The organism is Vibrio sp. 10N.222.55.C6, from assembly GCF_041473395.1.
GTDB classification, from domain to species: Bacteria; Pseudomonadota; Gammaproteobacteria; order Enterobacterales; family Vibrionaceae; genus Vibrio; species Vibrio crassostreae_C.
Genome location: NZ_JBFRSD010000005.1, coordinates 203,460 through 216,527 on the forward strand (window position 1 = coordinate 203,460; position 13,068 = coordinate 216,527).

The 13,068-nt window shown below is 44.9% G+C and carries 14 protein-coding genes; 11 read left to right on the forward strand and 3 right to left on the reverse strand.

What is annotated here, in order from left to right:
* The first annotated feature begins 278 nt into the window (after positions 1 to 278).
* Positions 279 to 935 (forward strand): NAD(P)H-dependent oxidoreductase, encoded by a 657-nt coding sequence (locus AB4486_RS06660; RefSeq protein ID WP_017061511.1) that lies wholly within the window; start codon positions 279 to 281, stop codon positions 933 to 935.
* A gap of 436 nt (positions 936 to 1,371) precedes the next feature.
* Here the strand turns inward: AB4486_RS06660 and gltS are convergent, their stop codons facing one another.
* Together gltS and AB4486_RS06670 are read right to left on the reverse strand one after the other, a co-directional pair.
* On the reverse strand, positions 1,372 to 2,598 hold the full coding sequence (gene gltS, locus AB4486_RS06665) for a sodium/glutamate symporter (RefSeq protein WP_017060972.1): 1,227 nt from the start codon (positions 2,596 to 2,598) through the stop codon (positions 1,372 to 1,374).
* Between the two features lie 316 nt (positions 2,599 to 2,914).
* Positions 2,915 to 3,271: a YibL family ribosome-associated protein gene (locus AB4486_RS06670; RefSeq protein ID WP_017060971.1), complete on the reverse strand. Its 357-nt coding sequence runs from the start codon at positions 3,269 to 3,271 to the stop codon at positions 2,915 to 2,917.
* 326 nt (positions 3,272 to 3,597) lie between these two features.
* Here AB4486_RS06670 and AB4486_RS06675 point away from each other — a divergent pair, with 326 nt between their 5' ends.
* Positions 3,598 to 4,395 (forward strand): DUF4344 domain-containing metallopeptidase, encoded by a 798-nt coding sequence (locus AB4486_RS06675; protein WP_102428128.1) that lies wholly within the window; start codon positions 3,598 to 3,600, stop codon positions 4,393 to 4,395.
* Positions 4,396 to 4,515: 120 nt separating this feature from the next.
* On the opposite strand, the gene AB4486_RS06680 is transcribed toward AB4486_RS06675, so the two are convergent.
* Entirely contained in the window at positions 4,516 to 4,902 is a 387-nt protein-coding gene (locus AB4486_RS06680; protein ID WP_017060969.1) for a tautomerase family protein, read from the reverse strand.
* 252 nt (positions 4,903 to 5,154) lie between these two features.
* Here AB4486_RS06680 and AB4486_RS06685 point away from each other — a divergent pair, with 252 nt between their 5' ends.
* The 9 genes from AB4486_RS06685 to AB4486_RS06725 all read left to right on the forward strand — a co-directional run bounded on the left by AB4486_RS06685 (position 5,155) and on the right by AB4486_RS06725 (position 12,994).
* On the forward strand, positions 5,155 to 5,775 hold the full coding sequence (locus tag AB4486_RS06685) for an LON peptidase substrate-binding domain-containing protein (protein ID WP_017065084.1): 621 nt from the start codon (positions 5,155 to 5,157) through the stop codon (positions 5,773 to 5,775).
* A gap of 110 nt (positions 5,776 to 5,885) precedes the next feature.
* Positions 5,886 to 6,533 (forward strand): sigma-70 family RNA polymerase sigma factor, encoded by a 648-nt coding sequence (locus AB4486_RS06690; RefSeq protein WP_017060967.1) that lies wholly within the window; start codon positions 5,886 to 5,888, stop codon positions 6,531 to 6,533.
* A complete protein-coding gene (locus tag AB4486_RS06695) occupies positions 6,526 to 7,206 on the forward strand; it encodes a ChrR family anti-sigma-E factor (protein ID WP_017060966.1) in 681 nt (226 codons plus the stop codon). The genes AB4486_RS06690 and AB4486_RS06695 overlap by 8 nt, the downstream gene beginning before the upstream one ends.
* Before the next feature lie 174 nt (positions 7,207 to 7,380).
* Positions 7,381 to 8,328: a DUF523 and DUF1722 domain-containing protein gene (locus tag AB4486_RS06700; protein ID WP_017060965.1), complete on the forward strand. Its 948-nt coding sequence runs from the start codon at positions 7,381 to 7,383 to the stop codon at positions 8,326 to 8,328.
* Positions 8,325 to 9,740, forward strand: a complete 1,416-nt coding sequence (gene phrB / locus AB4486_RS06705; RefSeq protein ID WP_065583940.1) for a deoxyribodipyrimidine photo-lyase — start codon at positions 8,325 to 8,327, stop codon at positions 9,738 to 9,740. The genes AB4486_RS06700 and phrB overlap by 4 nt, the downstream gene beginning before the upstream one ends.
* Positions 9,741 to 9,754: 14 nt before the next feature.
* Positions 9,755 to 10,186 (forward strand): nuclear transport factor 2 family protein, encoded by a 432-nt coding sequence (locus AB4486_RS06710; RefSeq protein WP_017061283.1) that lies wholly within the window; start codon positions 9,755 to 9,757, stop codon positions 10,184 to 10,186.
* Positions 10,186 to 10,917 carry an SDR family NAD(P)-dependent oxidoreductase gene (locus AB4486_RS06715; RefSeq protein WP_017061282.1) on the forward strand — a complete coding sequence of 244 codons (732 nt, stop codon included), beginning with the start codon at positions 10,186 to 10,188 and terminating at the stop codon, positions 10,915 to 10,917. The genes AB4486_RS06710 and AB4486_RS06715 overlap by 1 nt, the downstream gene beginning before the upstream one ends.
* A gap of 2 nt (positions 10,918 to 10,919) precedes the next feature.
* Positions 10,920 to 12,191, forward strand: coding sequence for an NAD(P)/FAD-dependent oxidoreductase (locus tag AB4486_RS06720; RefSeq protein WP_102428126.1), 1,272 nt, complete (start codon positions 10,920 to 10,922; stop codon positions 12,189 to 12,191).
* Positions 12,188 to 12,994 carry a DUF1365 domain-containing protein gene (locus AB4486_RS06725; RefSeq protein WP_017061280.1) on the forward strand — a complete coding sequence of 269 codons (807 nt, stop codon included), beginning with the start codon at positions 12,188 to 12,190 and terminating at the stop codon, positions 12,992 to 12,994. Before AB4486_RS06720 ends, AB4486_RS06725 begins: the two co-directional genes overlap by 4 nt.
* Positions 12,995 to 13,068: the final 74 nt, after the last annotated feature.

A 13,068-nucleotide genomic window follows, 5' to 3' on the forward strand; every position in this document is an offset into this window, starting at 1 on the left:
GAGATTCCACCTCCATTAAGATCACACTTATTGAATCATTATGGACATTATTAACCATAGTGATTTGATATGTTCGCTATTTTTCCCGAGTCATTCTTCTATTATCTTACACCCATCGACTTGAGCTTCCGCAGATACTCGATTTATTGGGGCATGTTCGATAACTATTTAGACGTTCAATCTATTGAGATTCGTTTAAATTGGTTATCCGTTTATTGTTGACGTAACTGAACATAAAACCCTACAACATTTATTATTGATAGATATTAGGATTCAACATGACTCATCCAATCATTACTGATCTAAACACTCGTTACACAGCTAAAAAATACGATGCAGAAAAGCGCATCTCTGCGGAAGACATGGAAGTAATCAAAGAAGCACTTCGCTTGTCAGCTTCTTCTATCAACTCTCAGCCTTGGAAATTCATCATCATTGAGAGTGACGCAGCAAAACAACGCTTCCACAATACTTTCGAAAACATGTTCCAGTTTAACCAACCACATGCGAAAGAAGCGTCACACACGATCCTGTTTGCTCACGATCCTAAGTACACTAAAGAGAAATTCGCGAAGCGTGCTGATACAGAAGTAAGCTCTGGTCACTTACCAGCTGAAATGTACGAGCAATTCTTAGGTGCTTACGCATTCGCAGAAATGAACACAGACGAAACAGGTTTCAACGGTAACTGGACTAAGTCTCAAGTTTACATCGCACTAGGTAACACACTGCACACACTAGCTCGTCTAGGTATCGCTTCAACACCTATGGAAGGTGTAGATGCAGCTATGATCAGCGAAGAGTTTGCTGACGAACTAGAAGGTCACGTTGTTGATGTAGCGCTAGCTATCGGCTACCACAAAGACGGCGAAGACTACAACTACGGCAAACCAAAAGCGCGCCTAGCTCTTGATGAAGTCGTTACAACACTTTAGGGCGTGTTGACCTTTCGTGGTTAAATTTTGTTCGGATGGGGACGCCTAGTCAAAAGCGTTTTAATCGCGGTGAGGGAGAAGTAGCCTAGTCATTCTAAGCAAACCTCCCTCAACAAAGAGTAAAACGCTTTTTGCGGGGGCGCCCAGCTCGAACCCTTCGGGCAGCGTTTGCTGGTCATTTCTACTGCGTTATCGGCTTCTCATGTAGGCTAGCTACACATCGATGCCTCTGCCTTGTATAAATACCCAGCAACTCACTGCAAAAATCAGCTCGAAAGATCAACACGCCCTAGTTATTGATGTGACAGAGCCCTAACCGCAGGGGTATCAGGCAAGAAAACCTCGATAAACAAGAACAAAAAAAGCCAGTCAACAGACTGGCTTTCTTGTATTCATCTTAGTCGATAAGCACATTGCGTTTAAGTAAAAGCGAACATTAACCGATAAACGAGATGTAACCCTGAAGGATAATCAGGTTAACGATATCGATAAAGAAGGCACCAACAATTGGCACCACCATGAACGCCTGTGGTGAAGGACCAAAACGGTTCACCAAAGAGCCCATGTTCATTACCGCTGTTGGTGTTGCACCTAGGCCGAAACCACAGTGACCACCTGCCATAACCGCTGCGTCGTAGTTAGAACCCATTACTTTGAACGTCACAAAGTAAGAGAAGATACCTAACACAACCGCCTGAACCGCCAGGATAACCAAGAACGGAATCGCAAGGTCAAATATGTTCCAAAGCTTAAGGCTCATTAGCGCCATTGCTAGGAACAGTGACAATGACACCGTACCAAGAATATCGACCGTTTCGCTGTCAGTCTTATGCAGCTTAGTCACTTCAAACACGTTAGTGATGAACACACCGATAAACAACGCGTAAACGAAGTCAGGAATCATCAACCAAGAAATTTCAAAAGTCGCCACCCACTGCTCTAGGTACTTCGCACCCGTGATACAGATAAGAAGGATGAACAACACTTCAATCACCTTCTTCGCCGTCACTTTGTCTTCTTCATACTCGTTGTAAGTAACAAGTTCAGGGAAGCGTTCATGTGTTTGCGTGCCAGTGCCGTACTCAGATTCAAGCTGGTTTTTATCAATCAGCTTTTGCGCCACTGGGCTACCGATAATACCACCGATGATCAAACCAAAGGTCGCTGAAGCCATCGCGATTTCTAGCGTATTTGCAATGCCAAACGTGTCTGCAAAAGTTTGAGACCAAGCCGCGCCTGTGCCGTGACCGCCCGAAAGGGTGATAGAGCCAGCAATCAAACCCATCAAGGGTTCAAGGCCTAGTGCCGTAGCTAAGGTTACGCCTACACCGTTTTGGATAATGATGTAAACCGACGCTACCCCTAAGAATAGGAATACCTTAGCACCACCTTTTATCAGCTGCGTGTAGTTCGCCGCAAGACCGACCGTTGCAAAGAACATCAACATAAACGTGTTCTGCAGGGGCAAGGAAAACTCAAGATCAAGGCCGTTAAAGTGCAGGGCTGTAATAGCAAAAGCGACAATCAAGCCGCCGACAATGGGCTCTGGAATGTTGTACTTTTTGAGAATCGGAAGCTTTGCATTGACGAAATGACCTAGAAACAAAACACTAATCGCGATTAGGAAGGATTCTAGTGGTCCAATTGAAATTAATTGATTCATATAACCTCTATTTTTTTACGTTCTCATCTTCCCTAATGAGTCTAGTTTTATCTGTAATTATTTGTGCTGCTCTACCTATATTTATACAAACTGGAGAGAAAGTGTGGATTCGAAAAGCGAACACATTACTGCGATCGCTTAGTACCATGTTAGTAGCACGTTAACTTTTATAGGAGATAAAAGGATTTGTGACAACAATCACCTCCTAAAAGTTGAAAACGGCGTGAGTATCTATGCCGCTGACTCTGCTTTCTTAATACCTAAAAAAGCAAAAAGGAGCTATTTCTAGCTCCTCTTTCATCACCATCGCTGGTAATTAGAATTTTTTCGGTGCGTAACCAGTCATAACCTCAATGCGAAGTTCTTTACCGATCTTCGTCATTGGGTGAACAATTACGAGTCCTTTAACAGACTTTTTAAGTTTACCCATATCCGCTTGCTCAGCCTTAGTGATCTCACGGCTAAATGGCATATCAACCAGAGACTTACGCTCTTGGTTCACATCATAGCTTTCTTTGTGTTTAAGCTGGGCAATTTTCTTAGTTAGCTTCTTAATCTCTTCCTCGAACTGACGAACAACAGGACGATCATTACGAGTTTTAGCAGCATCTAACTTGTGGCGACACTTGTCTAGACGGTTGTTAATTTGTTGAAGTTCGTTTTTAACACTCATAATAATTTCCTAAGATTAAACAAGCCAATTCGGATTGGGGCGCGGAGTATAGCACAAGGGTTGTGTTGAACCGAAATTTATCTGTTAATTACCAATAGAAACGAATCACATCGACACCGCTCATTCAGCTTACTTATTCTTTGTGGCGAATCTCTAAGCGGATTATTCATTGATAGGATAGCGCCTACTTCAAAAATTGCAGTCCTCGATGCATCAAAATTCCGTCTAAACTTATACTCTAACGCAATAACTAAATCAGGGTACACAGCTTGGAGTTGTTACCCCAAGCACGACTCTGAATCGCAACGTAATCACAAGGATAGCCGATGACATTATTGAAACGAACATTGACCTGCAGCCTAGCCCTGAGTGCAATGTTTGCCACAACTTATGCATCTAGTGAACAAGCCACCCAAAGTAACCTAATCGTCGAGTACTCTACACCGCAAAATACCGAAGAAGAGCAGCTCAAACGAGAGATTCAAAGCAGTGGCGTTAATGACACCGTGGTCGACCTATCAAACCAACTCTTCATGTTTGAGAAGCCATTAACCATTCAATATGGCGGGGAAGAAGGACCACTCTACGATCCACAAACCCATCAAGTACTGATCCCTTACAGTTTTTACGCTGAGTCACTCAATTACTTTGAGAAGAACCAATACGAAAAAGAGTATGGGAAATCTGCGCAAACCGGCGCTATTGATACCTTGCTGCACACCCTGCTACACGAGACTGGGCATGCGTATATCGAAGATCAGAACATTGCCATATTGGGTAAAGAAGAAGATGCGGTTGATAACCTAGCAACCATGCTACTGCTTAACTACGTAGAGCATGGGGCCGACGCTGCTATCAGCGCTGCAGACATGTTCGCTTTCGAGTCAGAAGACCGCCCAGAGTATTACGACTTGGGGGAATACATCGACGAGCACAGTTTCGACCTGCAGCGTTACTTCTCCACGTTATGCTTGGTGTATGGCAGCGATCCCGATGCCTATAAGAACTTGCTCGATGAAGTGGAAAACGACTATTTGAAAGACAGAAAAGAGTTCTGCGTTGAGCACTTTGACGTGATCAATGAAAATTGGCATCAGTATTTAAAAAAGAGTGACGATGCTTAGATGCTTAAAGGTTAGTGTCGAGAACTAGGAAAACGGCTTTGGCATCAAATTCCAAAGCCGTCACTCGATAGATTGGCTTAAGTCTTACGTGTTAAGAGTTAAGAGTTAAGAGCTTAAACCCTAGACGTTCACTTTGTACTTCAGATCTTGAGCTTCATCGCCGGTCATCCCTCGAAAACCCCAACAATGTGAAGGCTGCTCTTTAATGGTGATTTCAATATCAATCGGAGAGATAGAGAGCTGCTTTTCAATCTCAGAAAAGATCTTCTTGATTAGACGCTTTTTGGTGTTTACCGCTCGACCTTCCATCATATTTATCTCAATGACGGTATAGGCTTCTGTTCTTCCTTCCGGGTAAAAGAAGTCATCTCGTTCCAATGGCACAAACCGATGTGCTCGCTTGTCATCGGGTAAACCCATTTCACTGTTCAAGCACTGCTGCAACACATTAGAGAGCTGCAACTTAATTGGATTTAAGCACTCTTTGATACCATAAATAACAATCATGACCATTCCTTTGATGCGATGTTAGGTATAGAAGAACGTCAGATAGAAGCATCGTCTGGCAACTACCCATTCGCTTACTATTTGTTCATATATTACCTAATGACGCGTATGAGAAAAGGTAAAAACAATGAATTTATGAACAGGTGCAACAAAATATCTATCCCTTTGCGAACATAAGCCGAAGCGAATTGATCGAACACCACCCTCCCCGCGTATATCTTCTCGAATCACATCTGAACTAAGGAGTACTATGTGCCGAATTCACCTAGGAAGACCACGCGGACAGACGCCGAACCAGAAACACCCGTAGAGTCTTCTCTGGAGCTCGCTGTGTTTCCCCTCCCCATCTTCCTTTTACCGGGAGGCAGACAAAGACTGCGCATTTTTGAGCCAAAGTATCTCGCGATGGTCGCTCACGCAGCGCAGGGCGATGGTTTCATTATCGCCACTCAAGACAAATCTAACTCTGATCATCTCAGCTCTTGGGGAACAAAGGTGACCATCGTCGACTTCAATATGTCGGACGACCAGATATTAGAAATTGATGTCGAAGGCGAAAAGTTGGTGCAATTGCATGGGTCGTTTCGAGACGATGATGACCTGATTAAAAGTAAGTTCAGCTTGTTGCCTCACTGGCCTACCGATGAATATAAAGTGCCTAACGTGTTTACCGCTTTTTTGGTTCAGTTGTTTCGCGACCACGATTCGATAAGAACACTCTATCCCACTCCTGATTTTGAGAGCCCACAATGGATCTGTGCGCGATTGCTCGAAATGATGCCTATCCCACTGGAAAAGAAAACAGAATTTACTGAGCCAGCCAGTTTTCCGTCTCTAGTTCCTTTTTTGAATCAAATCATTACGGGGCAATAAGCACTTTTCTTCACTATAATTTTGTATAGTAGAAATTAATTTAAATTAAAGTGATCCCGACTTTCTCCTTTCACGTAGTGCCCATCAAATTCGCATGATGGTTAGTTACTATGCAAGTGGAAAGCAGAAGTTCAGGGAACGGCAAGGAGCATGTCATTATTCCCGATAACAAAGTACCTACAGACAACAAAGTACCGACAGAGCTCTCGAGCTGGCTGGTGTTGGTTGGTACAGACCGAGACAAGCAGGCGTTCACCTGTTTGTTCAAGTTCTTCGCTCCTAAGATCAAGCGTTTTGGTATCAGTAAGTTGGGTGGCGAAGCTGCTGCAAACGAGCTAGTTCAAGACACGATGACTAATGTTTGGAAGAAAGCACATCTCTACAATGTAGATAAAGGCGCTGCGACCACTTGGGTCTACACGGTAATGCGTAATGCAGCATTCGACATGTTGCGCAAAGTGAAAGCGAAAGCCGAACAAACGATAGCCGACGATATCTGGCCAATCGATGCGATGGTAGCCGAGTCTCAAAGCGAAGATTTGCCATTCGGTGACCATTTGATGAGCCGACACGTAATGACTCAAATAGAAAAGTTGCCTCTCGCTCAGAAAACCATCGTCAAAGGCGTTTACTTTCAAGAGCTCTCTCAAGAGCAACTCGCTCAGCAACTTGGCGTCCCACTTGGAACAGTGAAATCACGTCTGAGACTCGCTTTAGCCAAATTAAAAGTTCACATGGGGGAACAAGACCATGATTAAACATCACCCAAACGCGGCAATCTTGAAAGACTTCGTCGATGGCACGTTGGCTGATTCAGTTTCTTTGATTGTTTCTAGCCATGTAGAGCTGTGTGAACACTGCCAACAACAAGTCAAGCAGCTTACAGCTGTAGCAGCGAATAATGCTTTTGACGCAGAGCCAGTATTCTCAAATGAAGATCTAGACAGCTTCTCAATGGACGACATGGACTTTGATTTTGACGCGATAGAGCAAATCACAGCTGATACTTCTCAGTCTGTTGAAGTGACTCCAGAGGTTCAGAAAGTAACTGTTGCTGACACGACATTCACAATCCCTCGCGCTCTAAACTCAGTAGCGAGAAAGGACTGGATGAACCTAGGCAAAATTTCACGAGCAAGACTCGATTTTGCTGACGAAGCACACCACACCAGCTTGTTGCACATCGACAAAGATGGACAAGTGCCTTGCCACACCCACAAAGGCTTCGAGATCACGCTTCTTCTAGAGGGCAGTTTCGAAGACGAAATGGGCGTTTACAACAAAGGTGACTTCATCTGGTTGGATGGCAATCACACTCATCAACCGGCAACAAAAGAAGGTTGTGTCTGTTTAACCGTTTCAAGTGATGCGCTTTACTTCACAAAAGGTGTGAGCCAACTATTCAATCCACTTGGAAAATATATCTATTAACCCAGTTGCAGGCTATAAATATACAGGATGGCATAAAGCTATCCTGTATATCGTCAATACATCTGAATAAAAACAACTACGGTGTCAAAGTAAAAACACACCCAGCTCTGTAAATACGATTAGCAATGTTGAACTATAAGAAAAAGCTCAGAGCAAGAGCAAAGGAGTTGGCCAATGGAAAAGAAAATCAAAATCGGTATCAGTGCATGTGTTGCTGGACATAAAGTACGTTTCGACACAGGTCATAAACGCTCTCGTTTTTGTACAGACGACCTAGCAGACTACGTGGAATTGGAACCTGTTTGCCCAGAGATGGCTGTTGGTCTTCCAACCCCTCGTCCAACCATTCGTCAAACAAGAATGCTAGATGACATCATCCATGTTTCTCGCCCTGATGGCTCAGGTGATGTGACCAACGAACTGATCGAGTTCGGTCAAAACTACTCAAAGAAAAACCAACACATTGCTGGCTTTATTGTGTGTCAAAAAAGCCCAACCTGCGGCATGGAGCGCGTGAAGGTGTACCACCACCATGGTCGCGGCTCTGAATCGACAGGCATAGGCATGTTCACCCAACAAATTATGGACGGCAACCCGTTACTTCCCGTTGAAGAAAACGGCCGCCTTAACGATCCCATTTTGCGTGAAAACTTCATGACTCGAGTGTTCACTTACCAAAAATGGCTCGATCTTGTGGATGAAGGTGTGACCAAGCACAAACTGATTCAGTTCCACAGCGCCCACAAATATCTAGTCATGTGTCACCACGTTGAGGGTTACAAAAGCTTAGGCAAACTGCTAGCGGGTAATGATTTAGATATCGACGAACTAGCGGCTCAATACATCGAAGGCTTGATGACGGCGTTGTCTCATCACGCGAATCGAGGCAGTCACGCCAATACGCTGCATCATTTGCAGGGTTACTTTAAAAAACAACTGAGTAGCGCTCACAAGCAAGAGCTGACCAACCAGATCGCATCATTCAGAGAGGGCGTTGTTCCACTGCTAGTGCCACTGACACTGATCAATCACTACCTGATGGAATACCCGAACGAATACCTAGAATCACAGGTTTACCTAAACCCGCACCCTCAAGAACTTAAACTGAGATACGGATATTGAGCGACATACTATGGATACGACGAGACCTGCGGATTCACGATAACCCAGCGCTCGTCGCGGCAGTTGAAAACGGCGTAACGACCGCCGTTTTCATTTCAACGCCTCAAACGTGGCGGCAACACCACCTTGCGCCGATCAAAGCTGATTTCATCTATCGTCATCTAAAACAACTCGATTCCCAGCTCGCTGAATTCGGGATAACGTTGCTTCACCTGAAAGCTAGCGACTTTGACGACCAATCCAAACAGCTCATCGATTTGTGCCAGCAGCTTGATGCCAAGTGCGTCTACGCTAACTCTGAACCAGAGGTCGATGAACAAGCTCGCGATAAAAAGCTGATTTCAAGCGGCCTAAACCTGAAGATCAGCGATTGTGACGTTATGCTGCCACTCGGTAGCGTTCTCAACAAACAAGGCGAGATGTTCAAAGTCTTTACGCCCTTTAAGAACGCTTGGTTAAAAGAAGTTCAGGTGAAAGGCATCATCTGCAGTCCAGCTCCTGTCGAGTCAGCTGAACGTTCACAAACACAGCTTCCTGACGACTTACAAGCCTTAACCATCTCTGCTGACTATGATTTCGATTTTCCGCGTGTTGATTCGAGTCGCTGGCCATTAAGCCAAGATGTATTGGGCAATGTGATCCCCAATTTCTTAGGCAATAAAGTCAACGACTACGCACGTCTGAGAGATATTCCCTCAGTTAAAGGAACATCGGGGCTATCACCTTATTTAGCGATTGGCGCCGTGAGCCCACGTTGGTTAGCGATTCAATTGATTCAGCAGCAACCCGATCTGTTATTTGATACGCAATTACCGGCCTTTTGTTGGCTCAATGAATTGATTTGGCGAGATTTTTATAAGCATTTGATGTTCCACCACCCTAAACTGGTCAAAGGTGCTAACTTTCAGCAAAAATACAATGGTTTAGATTGGTATCACGATCATCCTAGCTTCAAAGCTTGGTGCGAAGGAAAAACAGGATATCCATTGGTTGATGCCGCAATGCGTCAACTGGTTGAAACGGGCTGGATGCACAACAGACTAAGAATGGTGGTGGCAAGCTTCCTAACCAAGCACCTGCTTATTGACTGGCGTTGGGGCGAGCGTTTCTTTATGTCGCACCTTATCGACGGAGACTTTAGTGCCAACAATGGTGGCTGGCAGTGGGCTTCAAGTACTGGCTGTGATGCTCAACCTTACTTCCGAATTTTCAATCCAATCACTCAGAGTGAAAAGTTTGATCCAAAAGGAATTTTTATTCGTAAGTACATACCAGAGCTGCAAAATATCCCAGATAAGCATGTACATTTCCCACATGACTTTATCGCTAAAAACGGAATAGACAGCGAATACTGGCAACCCATCGTTGAGCATAAAGAAGCACGATTGAGAGCCTTAGCCTTCTTCAAATAATTAGAGTGAATATTATGGATAACTCTCTATGGCTTGATAACTTTCTCAACATGTATCGAGAACTCGGAACCGACAATTTCGACGTGCTTAAGACGGTTTATCACCCTGATATTGAATTCCAAGATCCGCTGCATCATGTCAGCGGTATTTCGGCGCTTACGCACTACTTCGAGAACCTCTACACCCAAGTAACCAGCTGTTACTTTCATATCGAACACACTTTCGAAGCGAACGACGAAGCTTCCGTTTACTGGACGATGCAGTTTGCTCACAAGCAATTAAATGGGCAAAAGCCAATCGAAGTACAAGGGCACAGCCACCTTAAGATGCTCGACGGTCAAGTGGTCTACCACAGAGACTACCTCGACGTCGGCTCTATGTTGTACGAACACATTCCAGTACTGGGCTGCGCGATCAAATCCATCAAAAAGAGGGCGAGCCGATAATGCGTATTATGATTACAGGCGCGACCTCAGGTATCGGCCAATCCCTAGCTAAAGATTACGCTCAGCAAGGGCATCAGGTGATTGCTTGTGGCCGCAACTCAGACAAGCTGCAAGCCTTAGTTGACTCGCACGAGACAGACGTCGCGCATTCATCAATTTCACCGCTCTGTTTCGACTTGACTGATTACCACAACTTCCCAGAACTCGACCAAGACAAGCCGCTCGATCTGCTGATTTTAAATGCGGGTGATTGTGAGTACATCGACGACCCAGTGAATTTTGATGCCGAGCTTTTTGAGCGCGTCATCAACATAAACCTAATTTCAATTGGCTACGCCCTTAAAGCTTGGTTAAAAAACATCAAGCCCGGCGGCCGTTTGGTTTTAGTCAGCTCCAGCGCCAGCTTTTTACCTTTGCCAAGAGCCGAGGCTTATGGCGCTTCAAAGGCAGCCCTCACCTACTTAGGCAGAACACTTTCGGTTGATCTGGCAACGCACAACATTCATGTCTCAATTGTGCACCCTGGCTTTGTTGAAACGCCATTAACCGAGCGAAATACGTTCTCTATGCCTATGATTATTAGTAGTGAGGCCGCAACTCAGCGAATCGTAAATGGTATCGCTCAAGGAAAGAGTGAAATCGATTTCCCAAGACGATTCATCATGTTGATGAAGCTACTAAGAATGCTCCCAACTCCAGTTTGGCAAAAACTCGCTTCAAGGATGGTATAACAATGAAGAAAATCGCCATTATTGGTTCAGGTATCTCTGGACTCACTTGCGCGCATATATTAGATAAGCACCACGACGTAACAGTATTCGAAAAGAATGATTACGTTGGGGGGCACACCGCGACCGTTGATATTGAACATCAAGGCTCGGCGTTTTCGATAGATACAGGTTTTATCGTATTCAACGATCGAACCTACCCGAATTTCAATCAGCTTCTAGAACAACTCGATGTCGAAAGGCAACCGACTGAGATGAGCTTCAGCGTCCACAACACGACGACCAAGTTTGAATACAACGGCCACAGCATTAATTCGTTATTCGCGCAGAGGAGCAACATCTTCAAACCTCAGTTCTGGTCTTTAGTGTCTGACATTCTCAAGTTCAACAAGCTGTGTAAGGCTCAGTTTGAAAGCAATGAATTCACACCAGACGTTACCCTTGGCAGTTTCCTACGAGATAATCAATTTTCCGACTTTTTCAGCCAGCACTACATCTTACCGATGGGCGCGGCGATTTGGTCGACAAGCTTGGAAGAAATGGAAGAGTTTGAGCTCAAGTTCTTCATTCAGTTTTTCTACAACCATGGATTGCTCGATATCGCGAACCGTCCTCAGTGGTATGTGATACCAAAGGGATCGCGTTCTTATGTTGAAATCATCCTTTCACGCCTAAGTAAGACTGTTGCACTGAATACATCGATTAAACAAGTGACTCGCCAAGAAACAGGCGTCACGATTGAATTTGAAGATGGCAGCGCACAAGGTTTCGACGAAGTAATCTTTGCTTGCCACTCAGACCAAGCCTTACGCTTGCTTGGTGATGCAACAGAACAAGAGCAACAGGTATTGGGCGAGATCCCATACAGCCGCAATGAAGTGGTTCTGCACACCGATACTCGCTTGTTACCAGACAGAAAACTGGCTTGGGCAAGCTGGAACTACATGTTGGATGGCGACAGTAAACGACCTGCCTGTGTCACGTACAACATGAACATTCTGCAAGGCATCGAAAGCCAAGACACCTTCTGTGTCACCTTGAATCAAAGCGAAGCCATCGACCCAGAAAAAATTATTCGCAGCTTTGTTTATCATCACCCGGTACTTAATTCGAACACGGTCGAAGCTCAGCACAAGCGTGAGCAAATCTGTGGCAAAAACCAGACGCACTTTGCTGGCGCTTATTGGTATAACGGCTTCCATGAAGACGGTGTCCACAGTGCACTCGATGTGACCAAACGCTTCGGTTTAGATTTGAGTACGAGTTCCGCGCTATGAACAGTCAAACCCTGACACCCGAGATGGGGATCGCATCCGAAAAGAGTGAAGAGCTCAGCGGTATCTATTGGGGTAACGTCAGACATCGCCGCTTTGGCGACATCACTCATGAGTTCAGCTATCAGCTGTATATGATGGGGTTAGATCTTGATGAGCTGCCCCAAACCACAGCGCGCAGTGCGCTGTTCGGAACTCGTTGGTACAACCCGATTCGCTTTGTCGAATCGGATTATCTCGCTGAAAAAAAAGAAAATGTCACCACGGATGAACCAAAATCACTTAAGCAACGTATAGCTTCCAAAGTGCAACAACTTGGTGGGGTTTGGTCTGATTCAAACCGTGTGACGATGCTGGCTCAGTGCCGCTGTTTAGGCATCTACTTCAGCCCAATCAACTGTTTCTTCTGTTATGACGAGACTGGAGATTGTAAGTACATGTTGGCTGAGGTGAGTAACACGCCTTGGCGAGAAAGACACTACTATCTCATCGACATGCACCAAGAATTGAAGGTAAAAAAAGAGTTTCACGTTTCGCCGTTCATGGATTTGAACATGACTTATTTTTGGAAGATTAAGCCACCAGCGAAACGCACGTTAGTTCACATCGAAAGCCGCCGAGACGACAAGCTTTTCGATGCGACACTAGCCCTGACGAAGCAGTCAGTAACCAAGACAAACATTAGACGAACGGTATTCAAGATTCCGGCGATGACGATAAAAGTCGTGATGGGAATTTATTATCAGGCTCTCAAATTATTCCTGAAAAAAGTACCGTTTGTGGCGCATCCAGACTCAACATCTTAAGCGCTTAAAACAGAAATCATTTCTAGCTTGGGTTCGCTCCAATCAAGGAGCTGAACTCAGCTTAGTTGGCACAA

Coding starts and splice junctions, on each gene's coding strand:
- AB4486_RS06695 (WP_017060966.1), top strand. CDS start 6,526: ATGATTAAACATCACCCAAACGCGGCAATCTTGAAAGACTTCGTCGAT.
- AB4486_RS06710 (WP_017061283.1), top strand. CDS start 9,755: ATGGATAACTCTCTATGGCTTGATAACTTTCTCAACATGTATCGAGAA.
- AB4486_RS06675 (WP_102428128.1), top strand. CDS start 3,598: ATGACATTATTGAAACGAACATTGACCTGCAGCCTAGCCCTGAGTGCA.
- AB4486_RS06700 (WP_017060965.1), top strand. CDS start 7,381: ATGGAAAAGAAAATCAAAATCGGTATCAGTGCATGTGTTGCTGGACAT.
- AB4486_RS06690 (WP_017060967.1), top strand. CDS start 5,886: ATGCAAGTGGAAAGCAGAAGTTCAGGGAACGGCAAGGAGCATGTCATT.
- AB4486_RS06720 (WP_102428126.1), top strand. CDS start 10,920: ATGAAGAAAATCGCCATTATTGGTTCAGGTATCTCTGGACTCACTTGC.
- AB4486_RS06715 (WP_017061282.1), top strand. CDS start 10,186: ATGCGTATTATGATTACAGGCGCGACCTCAGGTATCGGCCAATCCCTA.
- gltS (WP_017060972.1), bottom strand. CDS start 2,598: ATGAATCAATTAATTTCAATTGGACCACTAGAATCCTTCCTAATCGCG.
- AB4486_RS06660 (WP_017061511.1), top strand. CDS start 279: ATGACTCATCCAATCATTACTGATCTAAACACTCGTTACACAGCTAAA.
- AB4486_RS06725 (WP_017061280.1), top strand. CDS start 12,188: ATGAACAGTCAAACCCTGACACCCGAGATGGGGATCGCATCCGAAAAG.
- AB4486_RS06680 (WP_017060969.1), bottom strand. CDS start 4,902: ATGATTGTTATTTATGGTATCAAAGAGTGCTTAAATCCAATTAAGTTG.
- AB4486_RS06670 (WP_017060971.1), bottom strand. CDS start 3,271: ATGAGTGTTAAAAACGAACTTCAACAAATTAACAACCGTCTAGACAAG.